The sequence below is a fragment of the Cellulosimicrobium sp. BMG9.23 genome, assembly GCF_059159985.1.
In genome coordinates this window covers 350,539-370,573 of the sequence record NZ_JBZGBZ010000006.1, presented here as the reverse complement: position 1 = coordinate 370,573, position 20,035 = coordinate 350,539, and the positions used below count along the sequence as shown (strand labels likewise).

General features: G+C 73.5%; 16 protein-coding genes. 9 read left to right on the top strand and 7 right to left on the bottom strand.

Features of this window, described 5'->3' with window-relative positions:
• Positions 1-46: 46 nt before the first annotated feature.
• Genes AC4H2G_RS12690 through AC4H2G_RS12680 form a run of 3 tightly spaced genes read right to left on the bottom strand, consistent with a single transcriptional unit; the run spans position 47 to position 4,704 of the window.
• Complete coding sequence (locus AC4H2G_RS12690) at positions 47-1,531, bottom strand: glycoside hydrolase family 43 protein (protein ID WP_494366092.1); 1,485 nt, start codon at positions 1,529-1,531, stop codon at positions 47-49.
• 54 nt (positions 1,532-1,585) lie between these two features.
• Positions 1,586-2,686 (bottom strand): LacI family DNA-binding transcriptional regulator, encoded by a 1,101-nt coding sequence (locus AC4H2G_RS12685; protein WP_494366091.1) that lies wholly within the window; start codon positions 2,684-2,686, stop codon positions 1,586-1,588.
• A complete protein-coding gene (locus tag AC4H2G_RS12680) occupies positions 2,683-4,704 on the bottom strand; it encodes a heparinase II/III domain-containing protein (protein WP_494366090.1) in 2,022 nt (673 codons plus the stop codon). Before AC4H2G_RS12680 ends, AC4H2G_RS12685 begins: the two co-directional genes overlap by 4 nt.
• Before the next feature lie 219 nt (positions 4,705-4,923).
• Here AC4H2G_RS12680 and AC4H2G_RS12675 point away from each other — a divergent pair, with 219 nt between their 5' ends.
• The 9 genes from AC4H2G_RS12675 to kduI all read left to right on the top strand — a co-directional run bounded on the left by AC4H2G_RS12675 (position 4,924) and on the right by kduI (position 14,932).
• A complete protein-coding gene (locus AC4H2G_RS12675) occupies positions 4,924-6,873 on the top strand; it encodes a DUF2264 domain-containing protein (protein WP_494366089.1) in 1,950 nt (649 codons plus the stop codon).
• An 82-nt stretch (positions 6,874-6,955) separates the two neighbouring features.
• Positions 6,956-8,275: an ABC transporter substrate-binding protein gene (locus AC4H2G_RS12670; protein WP_494366088.1), complete on the top strand. Its 1,320-nt coding sequence runs from the start codon at positions 6,956-6,958 to the stop codon at positions 8,273-8,275.
• 106 nt (positions 8,276-8,381) lie between these two features.
• Positions 8,382-9,347: a carbohydrate ABC transporter permease gene (locus AC4H2G_RS12665; RefSeq protein ID WP_494366087.1), complete on the top strand. Its 966-nt coding sequence runs from the start codon at positions 8,382-8,384 to the stop codon at positions 9,345-9,347.
• On the top strand, positions 9,347-10,246 hold the full coding sequence (locus AC4H2G_RS12660) for a carbohydrate ABC transporter permease (protein WP_494366086.1): 900 nt from the start codon (positions 9,347-9,349) through the stop codon (positions 10,244-10,246). Before AC4H2G_RS12665 ends, AC4H2G_RS12660 begins: the two co-directional genes overlap by 1 nt.
• Positions 10,247-10,251: 5 nt before the next feature.
• Positions 10,252-10,974: a DUF624 domain-containing protein gene (locus AC4H2G_RS12655; RefSeq protein ID WP_494366085.1), complete on the top strand. Its 723-nt coding sequence runs from the start codon at positions 10,252-10,254 to the stop codon at positions 10,972-10,974.
• A 99-nt stretch (positions 10,975-11,073) separates the two neighbouring features.
• Positions 11,074-12,249, top strand: a complete 1,176-nt coding sequence (locus AC4H2G_RS12650) for a glycoside hydrolase family 88 protein (protein ID WP_494366084.1) — start codon at positions 11,074-11,076, stop codon at positions 12,247-12,249.
• Positions 12,246-13,265, top strand: coding sequence for a fumarylacetoacetate hydrolase family protein (locus AC4H2G_RS12645; RefSeq protein ID WP_494366083.1), 1,020 nt, complete (start codon positions 12,246-12,248; stop codon positions 13,263-13,265). Before AC4H2G_RS12650 ends, AC4H2G_RS12645 begins: the two co-directional genes overlap by 4 nt.
• Positions 13,262-14,026 (top strand): 2-dehydro-3-deoxy-D-gluconate 5-dehydrogenase KduD, encoded by a 765-nt coding sequence (gene kduD, locus AC4H2G_RS12640; protein ID WP_494366082.1) that lies wholly within the window; start codon positions 13,262-13,264, stop codon positions 14,024-14,026. The genes AC4H2G_RS12645 and kduD overlap by 4 nt, the downstream gene beginning before the upstream one ends.
• Before the next feature lie 63 nt (positions 14,027-14,089).
• Positions 14,090-14,932 carry a 5-dehydro-4-deoxy-D-glucuronate isomerase gene (gene kduI / locus AC4H2G_RS12635; RefSeq protein ID WP_494366081.1) on the top strand — a complete coding sequence of 281 codons (843 nt, stop codon included), beginning with the start codon at positions 14,090-14,092 and terminating at the stop codon, positions 14,930-14,932.
• A 110-nt stretch (positions 14,933-15,042) separates the two neighbouring features.
• On the opposite strand, the gene AC4H2G_RS12630 is transcribed toward kduI, so the two are convergent.
• From AC4H2G_RS12630 to der, 4 genes are all read right to left on the bottom strand, one after another.
• On the bottom strand, positions 15,043-16,122 hold the full coding sequence (locus AC4H2G_RS12630; protein WP_494366080.1) for a hypothetical protein: 1,080 nt from the start codon (positions 16,120-16,122) through the stop codon (positions 15,043-15,045).
• An 81-nt stretch (positions 16,123-16,203) separates the two neighbouring features.
• Positions 16,204-17,136, bottom strand: coding sequence for an RNA polymerase sigma factor SigJ (gene sigJ, locus AC4H2G_RS12625; protein ID WP_494366079.1), 933 nt, complete (start codon positions 17,134-17,136; stop codon positions 16,204-16,206).
• The gene (locus AC4H2G_RS12620) at positions 17,133-18,335 is read right to left on the bottom strand and encodes an NAD(P)/FAD-dependent oxidoreductase (RefSeq protein ID WP_494366078.1); all 1,203 of its coding nucleotides are present in this window, start codon (positions 18,333-18,335) and stop codon (positions 17,133-17,135) included. The genes sigJ and AC4H2G_RS12620 overlap by 4 nt, the downstream gene beginning before the upstream one ends.
• A 79-nt stretch (positions 18,336-18,414) precedes the next feature.
• Positions 18,415-19,974, bottom strand: a complete 1,560-nt coding sequence (gene der / locus AC4H2G_RS12615; protein WP_494366077.1) for a ribosome biogenesis GTPase Der — start codon at positions 19,972-19,974, stop codon at positions 18,415-18,417.
• Positions 19,975-20,035: the final 61 nt, after the last annotated feature.

The window sequence follows — 20,035 nt, the reverse complement described above, 5'->3', positions numbered from 1 at the left end:
GACAGCAGTCGGCGAGCACCGTCGCCGTGCACGATCGGCGAACGCCTCAGACGACAGGCGCGGGCTCCGCGCTGCCCGTGTACGCGAACGCCTCGACCGTGAGCTGACCGCTCGCGCACACGAGCCCGACCATCCGTCCGGTGAAGCCGCCCGCGACCTCGGTCGACAGGTACCGGCCGTCCACGCGCGCCAGCTCCCGCGGCCCGTCCGCGCCGTGGAGCACCGCGACGACCTCGTCCGGCCCGCGCCGGTGGCTGTACTCGTGCTCGGTCGAGGCCTGCGTGCGCAGCTCGAGCTCCGCGCCAGGAGGCACGACCGTTTCGGCGAGGACGGACACCGCCGGCCCGATGCGCGCGACGACGCGCACGACGTCGCCCGCGACCTCGAGCGTCACGGCGTGGTCCGGGTCGACGCGCAGCTCGAGCCCACCGACGCCCTTGGAGGCATCCACGCGTGCACGGGCGCTCGACACCCGGTGCTCCTGGCGGCGGCCCACGAACGACCGGTCCTCGGGGGTGCGCGGCACGAGCCGCCACGCGCCGTCGGACCGGGTGAGCACGTCGCCGGGGAACGCGCTCGCAGCGACCCAGTCCGCCGGGAGACGCACGTCGCCCAGGACGCTCTCGACTGCCGGCGTGGCGTCCGGCTGCAGCGCACGGCCGACGCGGGGCCAGCCGTCGACCCACGAGACCGCCGCCGCGAACGTCTCGCGGCCGAGCACGTGCCATCCGGGGAACTTCCCGTCGGGTCGCACGCCGAGGAAGACCGCTGCCCACGAGCCGTCGGGCCGCTCCACGAGGTCGGCATGGCCGGTGTTCTGCACCAAGCTCCGGGTGCCGCGGGCGGTGAGCACCGGGTTGTCCGGGCACGGCTCGAACGGCCCGCTCGGCGAGGACCCGCGCGAGACCGTCACGGCGTGGCCGTGCCCCGTGCCGCCCTCGGCGATGAGCAGGTACCACCACGAGCCGACGCGGTACAGGTGCGGCCCCTCCGGGTGCTGGCCCCCGGTCCCCTGCCACACGGTGCGCGGCGCGGAGAGCAGCTCGCCGGTCGTCGGGTCGAGCTCCGCCTGGACGATCCCGCCGTCGGACCACGTGAGGTAGCACGTTCCGTCGTCGTCCCACGCGAGGTCCGGGTCGATCCCGCCCGCGTCGATCCGCACCGGATCGGACCACGGGCCGGCCGGGTCGGTCGCCGAGACCAGCAGGTGCCCCGGACCGTCGTTGACGTTCGTCGTGACGAGCCAGAAGCGGCCGTCGTGGTGGCGCAGCGTCGGGGCGTAGATCCCGCCCGACGGCCCGGCCTGCGCGAGCGCGAGCTGGGAGGGCCGGTCGAACGCGTGGCCCACGAGCTCCCACGCGACGAGGTCGGGCGAGCGGAAGACCGGCACCCCCGGCGCGTACTCGAAGCTCGAGCACGCGAGGTAGTACAGGTCACCGACCCGCACGACGGAGGGGTCCGGATGGAACCCGGGAAGGACCGGGAGGGTCGGCAGGGACGGGCGGTCGGACTCGGCGATGAGCTCAGGCACGGGCACGACCCTGGCACACGCCGACCGGTCGACGCGAGGACCGCGCAGGAACGGTCAGGCGCGCGCCGCGGTCACCCGCCCCGTCGACTCCCGCACCACGAGCTTCGGGCTGATCGCGACGCGGTGCACGGGACGCGTCGGGTCGGCCAGACGCTTCGCGAGCAGGTCGACCGCCGCGTGCCCCACCGCCGCGCGCGGTGGGCGCACGGCTGTCAGGGCCGGGCTGAAGAGGCCCGCGACCTCGTCGTCGTACGCGACGACGGACAGGTCCCCCGGGACCGACATCCCGCGGTCCTGCGCGCTCTGCACGATGGCGAAGGCCTCGGGGTCGGAGTGGGCGAGCAGCGCCGTCGTGCCCGACGCGACCGCCGTGTCCACGACGTCCGCGATGGCCTTCGCGAACTCCGGCTTGTGCCGGTCGGGCGCGAGCCGCTCGAAGTGCTCCTCGGACGACAGGCCCAGGTCCGCGCACGCGGCACGCCAGCCGGCGGCGATCTTGCGCGACGTCGGGGACTGGCGGGAGAGCACGAGACCCACCCGGCGGTGTCCGAGGTCCGCGAGGTGGTGCACGGCCATGAGCGCACCGAGCGCGTGGTCGGACACCACCGACTCGAGCGCCTCCCGGTGCGGCGCGAGCGCCGCCTCGCGCTCGACGAGCACCGACGGGACGTCCGTGCGGGCGAGCCACTGGACGAGCTCCTGCGCGTGCGGGCTGTCCGTGCGCGGCGCGAGGATCAGCCCCCGCAGGTCCTCGCCCTCGACGAGCCGCTCGATCGTCGGCCGCTCGTCCGCGACCTCGTACGACGACCCGCGCAGCACGACGCGCAGACCGTGCTTGCGCGCCTCGGCCTCCATGCCGCGCACGACGCCCGGCCAGTAGTAGTCGAGCGACGGCACGAGCACGCCGATCGTCGCGGTCGGCGTGCGCTCGGTGCCGCTCTCGCGGCCGTCGACGGGCACGGCGCCGCCGTGCACGCGCGCGAGCAGCCCCTCGCGCTCGAGCTGGGCGATGTCGCGGCGCACGGTCACGGCCGTCACGCCGAGCTCCTCCGTCAGGTCCGCGACGCGCACGACGCCGTCGCGCTCGAGCGACGCGAGCAGGTGCGCGCGTCGCTCGGCAGCGAGCGGCGCGCGCTGCATCTCCTCCGTGGTCACAGGGCCCCCTCCTGGGTGATGGCATCGTCGTCGATGGCGTCGTCCTGCTCGACGACGAGAGTCAGGTCGGTCCGGTCCGTCACGTCGAGCGTCAGGCGCGTCAGGGTCTCGCCCCACACGTCCGACAGCATCGGGTCGTCCAGCCTCCGGACGGTCACGTCGACCGGGACGTCCTCGGGCCAGCGCACGACGACGGGTCTCGCGCCGTCGAGCGGGACCACGCGCAGCGCGCCGGGCGACGTCGTGACCTCGCCGGCCACGAGGAGGTGCAGGACCGCCGCAGCGGGAGCCGCCGCGCCGAGGTCCCACGCGTCGTCGACCACGACCCGGGCGCGACGGCCACCTCGCTCGTCGCCGTCCTCCTCGTCGGGCCTCGCACCGCGCTCGAGGCGTGCGGTGCGGCGCCACGCCGCGAGGCCGTCCACGGCATAGGCGCCCGCGAGGTCGAGCGACAGCTCCGCGTCCCCCGGGACGACCTCGCGCGCCGCGAAGGCCGCGCCGACGTCCTGCGGCGTGCCCGCGATCTCCGGCACGTTGTGCCACGAGCTCTGCATGGTCCAGATCGCATACCGGTCGGGGCCGAAGGTCTGCGCGGTGTACGTGGGGCGACCGGCGTCGACGAGCACGGGGACGCCGTCGGACGCCACGACGAACGACCCGACGTCGTTGTGGTTGTGGTGCTCGCCGTTGTGCCCGCCCTTGATCGCGAGCGTGAGGCCGCGCGGGCTGCCTGCCCGCTCGCGCGCGAGCAGCACCTGCGTCGAGGGCAGCCAGACGTCGCGGGGCAGCGGGGCCTCGGCGGGCCCGGCCGTGAGCCAGGCGGCGTCCGTGACCGCGCGCAGCAGCCGCCCGAGACCGGAGTCCTCGTCCGCGACGGGGGCGCCCGGCACGCGGTACGACGCCGCGTGGCGGCGAGCGTCGTCGTCCCCGGCGCGGCGCGCGGCTCGGTGCAGCGCGTGCCACGGCTGGTCCGCGGGGGGCAGCGCGCGGCCGTCGGCGAGGTCGAGGTACCAGTCGCCGCCGAGGTGCATGCGGTGCGGGAACGCGACCGTCGCGCGCAGCGAGGCCACCGGGGCGGCCGGGTCGAGCGCGTCGAGCGCCCCGTCGGTCGCGTGCGCGAGGACGTCGAGCGCCTCGATCACGCGGCACGCACCGTTCCACCAGTACTCGTAGCCCTCGTCGATCGCGCCGTCGTCGGGCAGCACCGCGACGTACCGGTCGAGCCCCTCGACCGCGAGGTCCACGACGTGCGCGCGCAGGTCCGCGTCGGCGGGGTCGTCGAGCAGGCGCAGCGCCGCGACGAGCACGTTCCCGTGGATCCACGGGTTCCAGTTGTGCACGTCGCCGTCGAGGCCGATCCAGTGCCAGTCGCGCCGCGCGACGAACGGGTCGAGCACGCGCTCGCGCACCTCCGCCCGGATCCGAGCCCGCAGCCCGGGATACCGGTCGTCGAGCGCGTCACCCAGCACGTGGTCCGCCCAGGCGAGCTGGCCCGCGACCTCGCCGGCGCCGAGGTCGAGGTAGGGACGGTCGCGGTCCGGGAGCACCCAGCCCCGGGTCGCGAACGCGTCGTCGTGCGCGGGCCAGCACCACGTGCTCTGCTCGCACATCGCCCAGATCCCGTCGGCGACCTCGTCGACCCACGCGTCGTCGAGCGTGACCGCGGCGGCGACCACGGCGCGCGACAGGCGGCGCTGGCGGCCCAGGACGAGCTCCTCGTGCGCGGTGCGGTTGCCGTCGCGGTGCAGCCGCGCGGCGGTGCTCGCGAGCGGCAGCGGCCACGGCGTCCCGCGCTCCTTCTCGGCGCGCAGGAGCACCGCCTCGACGGTCACGGCGTCGACACCGCCGGGCGCGGCGCCGGGACCGGGAATCCAGACCGCGCGGTCCGAGGCGGGTGCGACGGGGAGAGCGTGGGCCGGGTCGACGAGGAGGCGGGCGAGGGCGGCTCGCCGCTCGGGCGGCGATGCGGCACGCAGGCCGAAGGCGGCGCCGAGCGGGCCGGTGAAGTGGGTGGGCATCTCTCTCCGTCGAGGTGGTGACCGCTGGTGTGACCGCTGGCGGACCGTTCCGCCCTACCGATCAGAAGCGATCATAACAGAAGGGTACCGCGCTTGACACCGTCCGTTCCTGAACGTTTGACTGCGGAAGTGTTCGGTGAGCGATCACATCACGTGATCGGTCTCACCAGCATGCAGAGCGGACCGCGCACGGAGGCGCACCGCACGACGGAGGACACGATGACGTACGAGAGCACCCGGTCGCAGTCGACCCTAGCCCTCGCCACGAGCCCCCTCACCGGGTGGGACCGTGCACGGTGGGCGGCCTTCGGCGACCACCTGCTCTCCTCGGTCCTCCCGTTCGCCTCCCCCGGCCACGCACGCATCACGCTGCCCGGTCCTGAGGGTGGCTACGGTCGCGCGATCGACGGGCTCGAGGGCTTCGCCCGCACGTTCCTGCTCGCCGGCTTCCGCCTCGCGGGAGAGCGCGGCGCCGACCCGCGCGGCTACGCCGAGTGGTACGCGCAGGGCCTCGCGGCCGGATCCGACCCGCACGCGCAGGACCGCTGGCTGCGGCTGTCGGAGCACGCGCAGGCCAAGGTCGAGGCCGCCTCGCTGGCCCTCGTCCTCGACCTCACGCGCGAGTGGATCTGGGACGGCTTGTCGCCGCTCGTGCAGGAGCAGCTCGTCGACTACCTGGCGGAGGCCGTCGGCGACGACACCTACCCGCGCATCAACTGGGTCTGGTTCCGCCTCGTCGTGCAGACGTTCCTGCGCTCGGTCGGCGGACCGCACTCGCTCGACGAGATGGCCGCCGACCTCGCGACGCACGACGGCTTCGAGCGCGCCGACGGCTGGCTCGCGGACGGCGCCGAGCGCTCCTACGACCACTACGCCGGCTGGGCGCTGCACCTGTACCCCACGCTGTGGGCGCGCATGCGGGGCGCGCAGGACCTCGCGGCCCCGCGCCGCGAGCGCGACGTGCGCCTCCTCGACCGCTACCTCGACGACGCGCTCGCGCTCGTCGGTGCCGACGGCTCCCCGCTCCTGCAGGGTCGCTCGCTCACGTACCGCTTCGCGGCCGCCGCCCCCTTCTGGGTCGGCGCGATCGCCGAGGTCCCGTCCCACTCCCCCGGGCTGCTGCGCCGCGCCGCGTCCGGCGTCGTGTCCCACTTCGTCGAGCACGGCGCGCCCGACGAGCGCGGCCTGCTCACGCAGGGCTGGCACCACGAGTGGTTGCCCATCTCGCAGTCGTACACCGGCCCGGGGTCGCCGTACTGGGCGAGCAAGGGCCTGATCGGCCTCGCGCTTCCCGCCGACCACCCCGCGTGGACCGCGACCGAGGAGCCGCTGCCCGTCGAGCGCGAGGACGTGCTGCGCGCCGTCGCCGCACCCGGCTGGGTCGTCAGCGGCACGCGGGCCGACGGCGTCGTGCGCGTCGTCAACCACGGCACGGACCACGCCCTCGAGGGTGACCGCATCGGGGACTCGCCGCTCTACGCGCGCCTCGGGTACTCGACCGCCACGGCGCCCTGGTCCGACCTCGCGAGCCGCACGTCGCCCGTCGAGCAGAGCGTCACGCTCGCCGACGCCGACGGTCGCGCCACGCACCGCACCGGCTGGCGGGCGCTCACGACGCGCGTCGACGAGACGCCGGGCCAGGTGCCCGTGGGCGTCTCCGGCTCCGTGGTGCGCGCGCACTGGCTCGACGCCGAGACCGACGGCCGCGACCACGGCCACGGCCTGCCCGGCGTCGCGACGGACGCCGGCACGCTCACGGTCGTCTCGCTCGTGCGCGGTCCCTGGGAGGTCCGCCTCGTGCGTGTCGACGAGCTCGCCGACGGCGTCGACGCCACCGCCGTGCGGCTGCGCGTCGGCGGCTGGCCCGTCGTCGACGGCGACGGCCTCACCGCGTCGCTTGTCCCGCTCACCGCTCCGGACGCGCTCGTCACGACCGAGCACCGCACCGACGCCTCGCCGCTCGGGCACGCGTCCGCGGCCGACGCGGTCGACCTCCCGGTCGAGCCCGGCCGCTGGCACGCGGTGCTGCTCACGCTCGCGGGCGCGGCCCGCGAACCAGACCCCTCGGCGCCGCGCCTGCTGGTGAGCGAAGCCGAGCTCACGTCGGCAGGACGCACTGCCCTCGTGCACTGGCCGGACGGAGAACGCACGCTCACCGACCTGCCCTGAACCACCCCTCCCGCCGACCCACTGCCGGCGAAAGGACCAGGCCCGACGTCGGGCCGCCGAACTCGAAGGAGAGCAAGGAAACATGAAGCGCACGACACCGATCGCGATCGGCACCGCCGCCGTGGTCGCCCTCACGTTGACCGCCTGCGGCGGAGGTTCCGGCGAGTCCGGCGGCGACGCCACGGCCGACGGCCCCGTCACCCTCACGCTCGCGGGCTGGAGCCTGGCGTCGACGCCGGAGTTCCAGACCATCGCGGACGCGTTCCACGAGGAGAACCCCGACGTCACGGTCGAGGTCAAGGAGTACGCCGCCGGCAACGACTACGACACGCAGATGACGGCGGACCTCGCCGCGGGCACCGCGCCCGACATCTACGTGCTGAAGAACCTCAAGAACTTCTACACCTACCAGTCCGGCCAGCAGCTGCTCGACGTGTCCGACGTCGTCGGCGAGCTCGACGAGGGCACGAGCGGCGTCGACGCCTACGAGGCCGACGGCGCGACCTACGCGGTGCCCTACCGCCAGGACTCGTGGATCCTCTACTACAACCAGGAGCTGTTCGACCAGGCGGGCGTCGCCCAGCCCGACGGCTCGTGGACGTGGGACGACTACACGCAGGCCGCGAAGGACCTGACGACGTCGTTCCAGGGCTCCGGCTCGACGGCGACCGGCACGTACCAGCACTCGTGGCAGTCCACGGTGCAGGGCTTCGCCCTCGCGCAGAGCGACGGCGCGTCGCTCGACAGCGCCGACTACTCGTTCCTCGAGCCGTTCTACGACCGTGCGCTCGACCTGCAGGACGCGGGCGCCCAGCCGACGTTCGGCACCGTGACGACGAACTCGCTCACCTACCAGGCGCAGTTCGGCACGCAGCAGGCCGCGATGATGCCGATGGGCACGTGGTATGCCGCGACGCTCATCGCGCAGCAGGAGAACGGCGAGGCGGACGAGTTCGCGTGGGGCATGGCCCCGATCCCGCAGGTCGACGAGTCCACGACCGGCACCGACGCCACCCCCGTGACGTTCGGCGACCCGACCGCCTTCGGCATCAACCCGGCGATCGACGAGAACAAGGTCCAGGCCGCGAAGGACTTCCTCGCGTTCGCCGCGGGCGAGGGCGGCGCCTCGGCGCTCGCCGAGATCGGCATCACGCCGGCGCTCTCCTCCGACACGGTCGTCGACACGTTCTTCGGCCTCGAGGGCGTCCCGACGGACGACCTGTCGAAGTTCGCGTTCTCGACGCACGAGACCAAGCCGGAGAACCCGGTCGCACCGAGCACCGCCGCCGTGCAGAACATCCTCAACGACCTGCACACCGCCGTGATGTCCGGCTCCACCCCGATCGCCGACGCGATCCCCGAGGCCGAGGACCGCGCCTCGTCCGAGGCCGGCATCGGCTGACGCCTCCCGGTTCCTCCGCCGCACCCGTCCGGGGCGCCGCGCCGCTGACCGCGGCGCCCCCGGGCGGGCCGGCACACCACGATCTTCCAGACACAGGAGTCCCACGATGTCGACCATCGCCGCCGACGAGCGGTCGCAGCCCGGGACGGACGGGCCGGCCACGCCGTCCCGACCGCCGACGAGCCGCCACCGCGCCGGAAGCCGCCTGAAGCTGCGCAACACCCTCGTGGGGTGGAGCTTCATCCTGCCGAACTTCATCGGCTTCGCCCTGCTCACGCTCATCCCCGTGATCGTGCTGTTCTACATCTCGTTCACGAGCTGGAACGTGTTCGGCGCGGCGCAGTGGATCGGCCTCGACAACTTCGAGCGCCTCGTCGGTGACGCGAGCTTCCACACGGCGCTGCTCAACACGCTGTACTACGCGGCGATCCACATCCCGCTGACGCTCGCCGCGTCGCTCGGCCTGGCGCTCCTGCTCAACCGCAAGCTGCGCGGCGTCGCGTTCTTCCGCACCGTCGCGTTCTTCCCCTACATCACGTCGATCGTCGCGATCGCCGTCGTGTGGAACATGCTCTTCAGCCCCGAGTTCGGGCCCATCAACCAGCTCCTGCGCGCCGTGGGCGTCGACAACCCGCCCGGGTGGACGACGTCGAGCACGTGGGCCATGCCCGCCGTCATCCTCGTGAGCGTGTGGCGCGAGATGGGCTACTACATGCTGCTGCTCCTCGCGGGCCTGCAGACGGTGCCCGCCCAGCTCTACGAGGCGGCCCGCATGGACGGCGCCAACGCGTGGCAGCGGTTCTGGAACGTCACGCTCCCGGGCCTGCGCCCGACGATGTTCTTCGTCACCGTGATGCTCACGATCGGGAGCTTCAAGATCTTCGACCTGATCCTCGTCATGACCAACGGTGGCCCCGGGCAGTCGACCCTCGTGCTGAGCCAGTACATCTACCAGAAGGGCTTCGTGGAGAACCAGTTCGGTTACGCGTCGTCCGTCGCGGTCGTGCTGTTCTTCATCTGCATCTGCGTGACCATCGTCCAGTTCCTCGTGAACAAGAGGAGGGAGGCGTGATGGCCACGCTCGACACCCCCACCCCTGCCGCCGCTCCGGCGACGCTCGCCCCGGACCTGCGTCCGCCGAGCGGCCGCGCCCGGTCCGTCGCGGGCAGGACCGTCGGCTACGTCGCGATGGCGGTCGCCGCCGCCGCGATCCTGCTGCCGTTCTTCTGGATGGTCGTCTCGTCCCTGAAGAACAACAACCAGGTGTTCACGATCCCGATCCAGTGGATCCCCGACCCCGTCGTGTGGCAGAACTACCTCGACATCTGGGCGAAGTCCGACATGACGTCGTGGCTCAAGAACACGCTCATCCTGTCGGTGACCGTCACGGTGCTGCAGGTGCTCACCGGCAGCTTCGCGGCATACGGGTTCTCCAAGATGCGGTTCCGCGGGCGCGACGCGCTGTTCCTGCTCTACATCGGCACCATCGCCGTGCCGTGGCAGTCGTACATGATCCCGCAGTTCATCATGATGTCCGAGGTCGGGCTGTCGAACACGCTGTGGTCGATCATCGCCCTGCAGGCCTTCGGCGCGTTCGGCGTGTTCCTCATGAAGCAGTACTTCGAGACCATCCCCGAGGAGCTCAGCGAGGCCGCGCGCATCGACGGCCTCAGCGAGTACGGGATCTGGCGTCGCATCATGATGCCGCTGTCCGTCCCCGCGATCGCGAGCCTCACGCTGCTGACGTTCGTCAACACCTGGAACGACTACCTCGGGCCGCTCCTCTACCTGCGCAGCCCCGACCTGTGGACCGTCCAGCTCGGTCTCAAGTCCTTCATCGGCCAGTACAACGCCGAGCACGCGCTGATCATGACCGGTTCCGTGCTGTCCGTCCTGCCGATCGCGATCATCTTCCTCCTCGGCCAGCGGTACTTCGTCGAGGGCGTCGCGTCGACCGGGCTGAAGGGCTGATCGCGATGGCCACCTCTGCGCACGCTCCCCGGCGCCACCTCGTCTCGCACGAGACGTACGAGCTCGTCTTCAGCACCGTGTACGCAGGGCTCGCGACGAACCTCCTCGTCGTCGTCATGTGCCTCCCGCTCGTGGTGCTCGCCATGACGACGGACCCGACGGCGTCGTGGCCCGCCCTCGCCCTCCTGGCACCGTTCTGCACGCCGGCGCTCGTCGCGGCGTTCGGCGTGTTCCGCGCGATCACGGCGGACGGCTCGGCGCAGGTCGTGCGCACGTTCTGGCGCGGCTACCGGCAGCACTGGCGCCGGTCCGTCGCGCTGGGCGCGCTGAGCACCGCGCTGGTCGTGGTGCTCGCCGTGGACGTGCGCGCCGTGTGGGGCCACGCCGTCGGCGCGGTCGCCATCCCGGTGCTCGTCACGCTGGTCGCGCTGACGCTCGTGACGACGCTCGTCGCCACGGCGTCCCTCGCCGACCACCCGACGGCGCGCCTGCGCGACCTGCTCCGGGCGTCGCTGTTCGCCAGCGTCCGGCGCTGGTACCTCACGCTCCCCGCGCTGCTCGTCCTCGCGATGCTCGGGTCCGTCGTCGCGGCCCGGCCCGCCGTCGGGCTGGGCCTGGCGCTCGCGCCGCTGCTCTTCGTCGCGTGGGGCGCCGCCCGCTACGCGCTGCACTCCACCCTCGGCACGGTCACGGGGTCTGCCACGACGCCGGCCGCCGCCGCCCGCTGACTTCTCCCCGCCCCCCGTGCTGCTGCCTCGCCGCCGCCGCACCTGCTGACTACGTCACCGACCGTCGGGCGACCTCGCCCGACCAGAAGGATGTTCCTGATGACGCTCGCCACCGGGCTCGCCACCGAGCTCGCACCCGCCGTCGACGCCGCCCTCGCGACCGTCCGGCGCAACATCGCCGCGTTCGGCGACCGCTACCCCGACGACACGACCGCCGGCAACGTGTACCCGCCTCGACCCGCGACCCCCGAGTTCGCCGAGGGCGCGAACCGCGGCTGGACGACGAGCTTCTGGCCCGGCATGCAGTGGCTCGCCTACGAGCTCACGGGCGACGCCACGTTCCGCGCGGCAGGCGAGCGGCACGTCGCGGACTTCGCGCGCCGCGTCGACCAGGGCGAGGACCTGCACACGCACGACCTCGGCTTCCTCTACACGCTGTCGTGCGTCGCGCCGTGGCGCCTGCTCGGCGACGAGACGGCTCGCGCCGCGGCCCTGTCCGCCGCCGACCACCTCATGACGCGGTTCCTCGAACCGGCCGGCATCCTCCAGGCGTGGGGCGACCTGTCCGACCCCGCGCAGCGGGGCCGCACCATCGTCGACAGCCTCATGAACATGCCGCTGCTCACGTGGGCCGGGGGGCAGACCGGCGAGGAACGCTACCCCGACGCCGTGCGCCGCCACACCGCGCAGCTCGCGCGGCACATCGTGCGCGAGGACGACACGACCTTCCACACGTTCTACTGGGACCCCGTCACGGGCGAGCCCCTGCGCGGTGGGACCGAGCAGGGTGCCGGTGACGACTCGTGCTGGGCCCGTGGCCAGGCGTGGGGCATCTACGGCTTCGCGATGAACCACCGGGTGACGGGCGACCCGGATCTGCTGCACGCGTCCCGCCGCTGCGCGGACTACTTCCTCGCGCACCTGCCGTCGGACGGCGTGCCCTACTGGGACCTCGTCTACACCGACGGCAGCGACGCGCCCCGCGACAGCTCCTCCGCCGCGATCGCCGCGTGCGGGCTGCACGAGCTCGCCGCGGTCGAGACCGACCCCGAGCGCCGCGAGCGCTACGTGACCGCCTCGCTCGACATGCTCCGCGCGCTCGTCACCGGCTACACCCCGGCGGCCGAGGGCGTCGAGTCGGACGCGCTCCTGCTGCACTCGGTCTACGACGCTCCCAAGAGCATCGGCGTCGACGAGGGCAGCCTCTGGGGCGACTACTTCTACCTCGAGGCGCTCGTGCGCCACACGCTCCCGGGCTGGGTGAGGTACTGGTGAGGCTCGTCACGCACGTCACGCACGTCACGCACGTCACGCACGTCACGCACGTCACTGTCGCGGACGACGGCACGGGCCACCCAGCCGCGGGCGTCGAGCGTCCCGGTGCCCTCGTGCCCGACGGCGGCCGCGACCGCCTGCTCGACCTCGCGCCGCTGCTCGGCGCGGGCGTCACGGTCACCGACGTGCTCGCGGACCCGGCGCTGACCGCGCAGGTGCGCGACGCCGTCGGGCAGGCCGCGGCCGACCCGGCCGCGCTCCGTGCGCTCCCCCGGGCCGACGACGCGCGGCTCGCTCCCCCGGTCCGCCCGGGGAAGATCCTGTGCCTCGGGTACAACTACCGGGGCCACGTCCCGGACGGGCAGGACCCGAGGACGAACGACCCGGAGTTCCCCGACGTGTTCGTCAAGACGCCGAACACGCTGAGCGGGCCGCACGACGTGATCACCGTCCCCGCGGTCGCGGACGACGTCGACTACGAGGGCGAGATCGCCGTCGTGATCGGGCGCCGCGCGCACCGGGTGCGCGTCGAGGACGCGATGGACCACGTCGCCGGGTACGCGCTGTTCGACGACGTGTCCGACCGCTCCTGGCAGCGCCGCTCCAGCCAGTGGACGATGGGCAAGTGCCTCGACGGGTTCGGCCAGCTCGGGCCGGCCGTCGTGACCGCCGACGAGGTGCCCGACTTCCACGACCTGACCGTCGAGGTGGAGCGCGACGGCGTCGTCACCGTGTCGCAGAGCACGTCGACGATGGTGTTCCGGCTGCCGTACCTCGTGCACTACCTCAGCCAGGTGATGACGCTCGAACCGGGCGACGTCATCTCGACCGGCACCCCGCAGAAGCTGCCCGACGCGCTCGCCGCGCACCGTCCCCTGGTGCACGGCGACGCCGTGACGATCCGCGTGGCGGGCCTCGGTGCGCTGACGACGCGCTTCGCGGACCAGGCCCCCGTGACCGCGGGCGCGGCCACGTCCGGCAGCTCGACCACCACGACCGAAGGAGCGCGCGCATGATCCTCGACCAGTTCCGTCTCGACGGGAAGGTCGCCCTCGTCACGGGCACGAGCCGCGGCCTCGGCCAGGGCGCCGCGGTCGCGCTCGCCGAGGCGGGTGCCGACGTCGCGCTGCTCGACCGCAGCGTGCCCACCGAGACGATCGCGAAGGTCGAGGCGCTCGGCCGTCGCGTCCACTCGGTGCAGCGCGACCTCACGACGGCCACCCCCGCCGAGCTCGGCTCCGCGGTCGCGGAGGTCGAGGAGGCGCTCGGCGCTGTGGACGTCCTGGTGAACAACGCCGGCACGATCCGCCGCGCTCCTGCGGCCGAGCACCCCGTCGAGGACTGGGACACCGTGCTGACGGTCAACCTCGACGCGGTGTTCCACCTGTCGCAGGCCGCGGGCCGGCGCATGCTCGAGCGCGGCGGCGGCAAGATCGTCAACGTCGCCTCGATGCTGTCGTTCCAGGGCGGCATCCTCGTGCCCGGCTACGCGGCGTCCAAGCACGCCGTCGCTGGCCTGACCAAGGCGCTCGCCAACGAGTGGGCCGCGCGCGGCGTCAACGTCAACGCGATCGCCCCCGGGTACATGGCGACCGACAACACCGCGCCGATCCGCGCTGACGAGACGCGCGAGCGCTCGATCGCCGAGCGCATCCCGGCCGCCCGGTGGGGCACGCCCGCCGACCTCGCGGGCGCGCTGGTCTTCCTCGCGTCCGACGCCGCCGCGTACGTGCACGGGGTGATCCTCCCCGTGGACGGCGGCTGGCTCGTGCGCTGAGCCGCCTGAGAAACCTCCCGAAGCTTGACCGAGCACCATCCGCACCACCAGGAGAGAAGACCCGTGGAACAGCGTTACGCCACCAGCCCCGAGCAGATCACCGGAGCGACGACGCAGGAGCTGCGCGACCGCTTCCTCGTCCAGGACCTGTTCGTCCCGGGCGAGGTGAACGTCACCTACACCCACCACGACCGCGTCGTGCTCGGCGGGGCCGTGCCCGGTGACGCCCCGCTGCCGCTGCCGACGTACGACGAGATCCGCAGCGAGTACTTCCTCGAGCACCGCGAGGTCGGCATCGTCAACGTCGGCGGCACGGGCACCGTGACGACCGACGGCGAGGTGCACGAGCTGCCGAAGGGCGCGTGCCTGTACGTGGGCCGCGGCGTGCGCGAAGTCGTCTTCGCGAACGCGAGCGACGCTTCTGGCGAGGACGGGCCCGCAGCGTTCTACCTCTTCTCCGCGCCCGCGCACACCGCCTACCCGACCGTGCTCACGCTGCCCGGCCAGGGCACGGTGCGCGAGCTCGGCGACCAGGTGACGTCGAACCGCCGCTCGCTCAACCAGTACATCCACGAGAACGGCGTGAAGTCCTGCCAGATCGTCATGGGCGTCACGTCGCTGCACCCGGGCAGCATGTGGAACACCCTGCCGGCGCACACGCACGACCGCCGGACCGAGTGCTACCTGTACTTCGACGTGCCGGCCGACGCGCGCGTCATCCACCTGTGCGGGCAGCCGACCGAGACGCGCCACCTCGTCGTGGGCGACCGCGAGGCGATCATCTCCCCGAGCTGGTCCGTCCACTCCGGTGTCGGCACCGCCGCCTACTCGTTCGTCTGGGCGATGGCCGGCGAGAACCAGTCGTTCGACGACATGGACGGCTTCCCCGTCACGTCGATGCGCTGACGCTCGTCCCGCGGCACCGCCCGCGGAGGTGCCGAACCCCGGGTTACCGGCCGATCCAGCCCTGGATCGACCCACAACCCGGGGTTCGGCCGTCGTGGTGGCCCGTCCGATCAGCCGTTCGGCCTCGCGCGGCGCTCGTCGTCCCGCCCCAGCGCGGACCCGAGCGCCGCCAGCACGAGCAGGTCCACCGTCAGCCCGACCACGCCCACCCACTGCACCGCTCGGAACACCAGGAGCTGGGTGAGCAGGAGGGAGACCAGCACGCCGCGCCGCACCCACACCGCCCCCGCCCGGCGCGAGCGGCGCCCGGCCAGCAGCCCGGCCACGACGCACGCGACCGTCGCGGCGGCGCCCGCGAGCATCCCGACGCCGACCCACGTGGGCACGTCGACGTCACGCACCAGGACACGCACCGCCACGGCGACCGAGCCGGCGACCACGCCCAGCACGGCGACGACCACGACCACCGCCGTCCAGCGCCGCTCGAGCGCGGCCGTGAACCAGTCCGACGCGCGACGGACGAGCGCTCGTACCGGGTCGGGCACGTCCACGACGTCGCGCGGCACCGCCTCGACCAGGGCAGCCACCTCGGCCGCGCCGGGCTCATCCCGGCCGCGCGCCGCGAGAGCGCGTGCCTCGTCGCGCGCCTCGTCGGTGAACCCGCCCGCGACGCCCGCGACCGCGCGGTCCGTGGCCACGGCCAGGTACTCCGCGCCGTGGTGCCGCCGTCGGCCGTGCAGCGCCTCGGTCACGAGCACGAGAGCCACGACGGTCGCGTAGATGAGCGCCGCCGTCGGCTCGTAGAAGTAGTCGTTGTCCGCCGTGACGAACTTGCCGATCTCGTCCACGAACAGCCCGAACCCGATCCCGCTGAGCACCGCTCCGAGGGACCGGAGGGTCGGGCCGACGAACGACAGCAGCACGACGATGCCCAGCGCCATCCCGAGACCGCCCCACAGCACGTGCGCGACGTGCAGGTCTCCCCCGCCCACCTGCGGGTACCCGGAGGCAGCGAGGAGGAAGCGCGTCACGAGCACCGTGGCCACCGCGACCACGAGGAAGGTCACGACGTGCCGCGTCGCGGCGGTGTCACGGACGACGCCCAGGCGCAGCGCGCGGCCTCTTGCGGTGAGGGTCGCGGTGCGGCGGCGCACCTCGTCGCGGCGCACCGGTTCCAGGGAAGATGCCACGAGGAGAGTATGCCCCGCTCTGCCACGGCGGACCCGGTGCACGGCGGGCGTCGCGGCCGCTCCTCCGCGAGCGCCGTCCCCTCAGCGCCCGCGGCCCGCTGCCTCTGCGAGCCGCGGGAGGTCCGCGAGCCGGCCCAGGTGCCGCAGCTTGTGGGGGTTCACCACGGAGCGGATGTGCACGACCAGCCCGCCCGTCACCTCGAGCCCGAGCACCGACACGATCCCGCCGCCTGCCTCGGCTCCCGCCACGGCGACCACGCCCGGACCCCCGTTGACGACGGCCGCCTCGAGGCGCACCGGCATGCCGCGTCGCGTGAAGCCCAGCAGGAGCCGTGCGACGGCGTCGCGGCCGGAGACAGGCCTCGAGATGGCGAACCCGGGCGGGACGTTGCCCCCGCCGTCACCCGTGAACACCACGTCGTCGGCGAGGAGCTCCACGAAGAGGTCGAGCTCACCGCTCTCGCACGCCGCGAGGAACCGGTCGACGAGCCTGCTCCTGCGCGCCGCGTCGTCCTCGAAGCGCGGCCGACGCTCGACGACGTGGCGGCGTGCGCGGGAGACGAGCTGACGCGTCGCAGCCTCCGACCTGCCCACGATCTGTGCGGTCTCCCCGTGGGAGTAGCCGAGCACGTCGTGCACGAGGAACGCCGCGCGTTCCGTCGGGCTGAGGTTCTCGAGGAGGACCAGGAACGCCGTCGAGACGTCGTCGGCCAGCTCCGCGTGGTCGCCGGCTCCCGCGGAGCCCTCGACGGTGCGGGAGACGAGCGGCTCCGGCAACCAGTCGCCGACGTAGTGCTCTCGACGGACCCGGGCCGACCGCAGGACGTCGAGGCTGAGCCGGGTTGCGATCGTGGTGACGAGCGCGTCCGGGTTCTGCACGTCCTCGACGCCCAGCACCTTGACCATCGCGTCCTGCGTGACGTCCTCCGCCTCCGCCACGCTGCCGAGCATCCGGTAGGCGACCGCGAAGGCGAGCGGGCGCAGGCGCTCGAGCGCGGCGTCGTCGAGGGTCATGCGCCGATCATCTCGCGGACCGGCGGGACGAGTGACCGACGACGCGGCACGAGGGGGCCCGGGTGCCTGAAGAGCCATCGCGCGCCGTCCAGCGTGGCGTTCTTGTACGCGATCGCCGCCCGCCCGACGAGGATGCGGTCGAGCGGTGCGCCCTGCGGGTCCAGGAGCTGTACGAGCCCACGACGTCGCCCGAGGCTCAGGCACTCGTGCCGGTAGCGGAACCTCAGGGGTCGGGGCTCGCTCCCCGTGAGCACCGCGGTCACCGCGTCCGCCGCGGCCGGCCCGGTGAAGGTTCCCGTGCGGCAGCCCATGGCCAGCGATGCTCCCCACGGCCCGGGCGCGGCTGCGGCGTCGCCGACGACCCACACGTCCGGATGGGAGACCGAGCGGAGCGTGCCGTCCACGAGGGCGCGTCCGCGGCCGTCGACCGCCAGCCCGGACCCTGCCACGAGCGGCGAGGTACGGAAGCCCGCGCCCCAGAAGCACAGGTCGAACGGCACCGGCGCGCGTCCCTCGTCCGCCCCGGCGCCGTCGGCGAGGACGACCCTCCCCGGCTCGACGCGCACGACCCGCGCCGTCGTGCGAACCACGCCGAGCGTGTCGAGGACCGATCGGAGATGGCGGCGCGCACGCCCCGACAGCCAGGATCCCGGGTCGGAGCCGCTCACGAGACGTACGCTCAGGTCCGGCCAGCGGTCGGCGAGCTCGGCCGCGATCTCGATGCCCGTCGCGCCCCCACCGCACACGACGACTCTCCCGCCCGCTCGGGCGATCTCCTCGACGCGCGTCGCGGCGCGCTCCGCGCCGGGACGGTCGTCGAGCGCGACGGCGTGCTCGCTCGCGCCCGGGACGGTCTCGGTGTCGATCCGGCTCCCCGTCGCGAGCACCAGGGTGTCGTACGGGAGGGCCGGGCCGTCCGGGAGGTCGACCACGTGCCGGTCGACGTCCACGCCCTGCACCGTCGCGACCATCAACCGCAGGGACGTCCCCGCCACGAGCTCGGGGAGCGAGAGCGTGGCGATCCGCTGTCCGGTCGCGACCTGGTGCAGGCGGGGACGCTCGACGAAGTCGGGCGACGCGGTGACGAGCGTCACCGACGCCTGCCCACGGGGTAGCCGGCGGGCGAGCCGCTGGGCAGCGGTCAGACCGGCGTACCCGGCTCCGACGACGACGATCCGGTGCTGCGCGTGTGCGTCCATGCACCCTCCGACGGGACAGCACGCGCCGTTGTGACACGAGCTTCTCGCCGCACGACCGGCGCCCCTCCGGACGTCCGCGTCAGCGCTTGCGCTTCTCCCGGACTCGCACGCTGATCTCGATGGGCGTGCCCTCGAACCCGAAGGTCTCGCGCAGGCGGCGCTCGATGAACCGGCGGTAGCCCGCCTCGAGGAAGCCCGTCGCGAAGACCACGAAGCGCGGCGGCCGCGTGGACGCCTGCGTCGCGAAGAGGATGCGGGGCTGCTTTCCGCCGCGCAGCGGGTGCGGGTGCGCCGCGACGAGCTCGCCGAGGAACGCGTTCAGGCGCCCCGTGGGGATGCGCATGTCCCACGAGTCGAGCGCGCGCTCCATCGAGGGCACGAGCCGGTCGGTGTGCCAGCCCGTGCGTGCCGAGACGTTGACGCGCGGCGCCCACGTGACCTGCACGAGGTCCTTCTCGATCTCGCGCTCGAGGAACGGGCGGCGGTCCTCGTCCATGAGGTCCCACTTGTTGTACGCGATGACGAGCGCGCGCCCGGCGTCGACGACCTGCGAGATGACGCGCGTGTCCTGCTCGGTGAGCGGCACGGACGCGTCGACGAGCACGACCGCGAGCTCGGCCTTCTCGATCGCCGCCTGCGTGCGCAGCGAGGCGTAGAAGTCCGCGCCCTTCGTCTGGTGCACGCGGCGCCGGATGCCCGCGGTGTCGACGAGCACGTACGGCACGCCCTTGATCTCGACGAGCTCGTCGACCGGGTCGCGCGTGGTGCCCGCGGTCTCGTCGACGACGACGCGCTCGGCGCCCGCGATCTTGTTGAGCAGGGACGACTTGCCGACGTTGGGGCGGCCGATCAGGGCAACGCGACGCGGGCCCGTGGGGCGCAGCTCGCCGTGCTCCGACTCCGTCGGCAGGGCCTTCATCGCGGCGTCGAGCAGGTCGCCGGTGCCGCGGCCGTGCAGCGCCGAGACGGGGTGCGGCTCGCCGAGCCCGAGGCTCCACAGGGAGGCGGCGTCGGCCTCGCCGGACTGGCCGTCGACCTTGTTGGCGCACAGCACGACCGGCTTGCCCGACTCGCGCAGGAGACGCACGACGCGCTCGTCGGTGGCGGTCGGTCCCACCGTGGCGTCGACGACGAAGAGCACGGCGTCGGCGAGCGAGATCGCGACCTCGGCCTGCTCGGCGACCTTCCACTCGAGGCCCGCGACGTCGACCTCCCAGCCGCCGGTGTCGACGAGCGTGAACCGGCGACCGGCCCAGTCCGCCGGGTAGCTCACGCGGTCGCGCGTGACGCCCGGCTTGTCCTCGACGACGGCCTCACGGCGGCCGATGATGCGGTTGACCAGCGTCGACTTGCCGACGTTCGGGCGCCCGACGACGGCCAGCACCGGCAGCGGCGCCTCGGGCTCGTGGTCCTCGAGGTCGAGGTCGTCGGCGTCGATGAGGGCGAGGTCGGTGTCCTCGAGCTCGTAGTCCTCGAGCCCGGCGCGCAGCGCGCGCTCGCGCGCCTCGTCGTCGACGGTCTCCGTGGACCCGTCGGTCGGGCTGCCGGCCTCGGCGGTGGAGGTCGTCCCGTCCACGGGCTGCACGACGGCGTCGGTCTCGTCGGGCGTGCCGGGCTGGGCCTGGTCGGGTGTGGTCATGGGGACCATTCTCCCAGGAGTGCGCGCACTCTCCGAACGCGGCGAGGACGCCGCTCCCTGC

Bases quoted from the DNA above. Each gene is read 5' to 3' on its own strand.
- AC4H2G_RS12680 (WP_494366090.1), bottom strand. From the start codon at position 4,704: ATGCCCACCCACTTCACCGGCCCGCTCGGCGCCGCCTTCGGCCTGCGT.
- AC4H2G_RS12675 (WP_494366089.1), top strand. From the start codon at position 4,924: ATGACGTACGAGAGCACCCGGTCGCAGTCGACCCTAGCCCTCGCCACG.
- AC4H2G_RS12670 (WP_494366088.1), top strand. From the start codon at position 6,956: ATGAAGCGCACGACACCGATCGCGATCGGCACCGCCGCCGTGGTCGCC.
- AC4H2G_RS12665 (WP_494366087.1), top strand. From the start codon at position 8,382: ATGTCGACCATCGCCGCCGACGAGCGGTCGCAGCCCGGGACGGACGGG.
- AC4H2G_RS12660 (WP_494366086.1), top strand. From the start codon at position 9,347: ATGGCCACGCTCGACACCCCCACCCCTGCCGCCGCTCCGGCGACGCTC.
- AC4H2G_RS12655 (WP_494366085.1), top strand. From the start codon at position 10,252: ATGGCCACCTCTGCGCACGCTCCCCGGCGCCACCTCGTCTCGCACGAG.
- AC4H2G_RS12650 (WP_494366084.1), top strand. From the start codon at position 11,074: ATGACGCTCGCCACCGGGCTCGCCACCGAGCTCGCACCCGCCGTCGAC.
- kduD (WP_494366082.1), top strand. From the start codon at position 13,262: ATGATCCTCGACCAGTTCCGTCTCGACGGGAAGGTCGCCCTCGTCACG.
- sigJ (WP_494366079.1), bottom strand. From the start codon at position 17,136: ATGACCCTCGACGACGCCGCGCTCGAGCGCCTGCGCCCGCTCGCCTTC.
- AC4H2G_RS12620 (WP_494366078.1), bottom strand. From the start codon at position 18,335: ATGGACGCACACGCGCAGCACCGGATCGTCGTCGTCGGAGCCGGGTAC.
- der (WP_494366077.1), bottom strand. From the start codon at position 19,974: ATGACCACACCCGACCAGGCCCAGCCCGGCACGCCCGACGAGACCGAC.